Raw genomic sequence first — 323 nt, 5'->3', positions numbered from 1 at the left:
GTAAAAGTGGCCTTACATCGGTAACACATAGCGAGGCACAAACCATGATCGCAAGAATATTCAGAAAGCTGTTCAGCAGTGAAACCAATACGTCTTCAACCTCTTCCTCTAATGCACAGGTATCGACAATGAATAACAATCAAACTCTCTATTTCGGTGGTTCAATCCTAACAATGAACGACGACAACCCAAGCGTTGAATCGGTCGTCACAGAAAATGGTCATATTATTGCCGTGGGTGCTGAGCAAAACCTAAAAGCACAATATCCGAAAGCAAAGCTTCACGACCTAGCAGGCCAAACGCTGATGCCAAGCTTTATTGAG

At 43.7% G+C, this 323-nt stretch carries 1 pseudogene; it reads left to right on the top strand.

Features of this window, described 5'->3' with window-relative positions:
* Positions 1-128: 128 nt before the first annotated feature.
* A pseudogene (locus FTW16_RS03055) lies at positions 129-323 on the top strand (amidohydrolase); the annotation flags it as partial.

The organism is Vibrio sp. T20, from assembly GCF_007858795.1.
GTDB classification, from domain to species: domain Bacteria; phylum Pseudomonadota; class Gammaproteobacteria; order Enterobacterales; family Vibrionaceae; genus Vibrio; species Vibrio satsumensis.
Note: the sequence above shows the minus strand (reverse complement) of the source record. Positions and strands in the feature narration are given on the sequence as shown.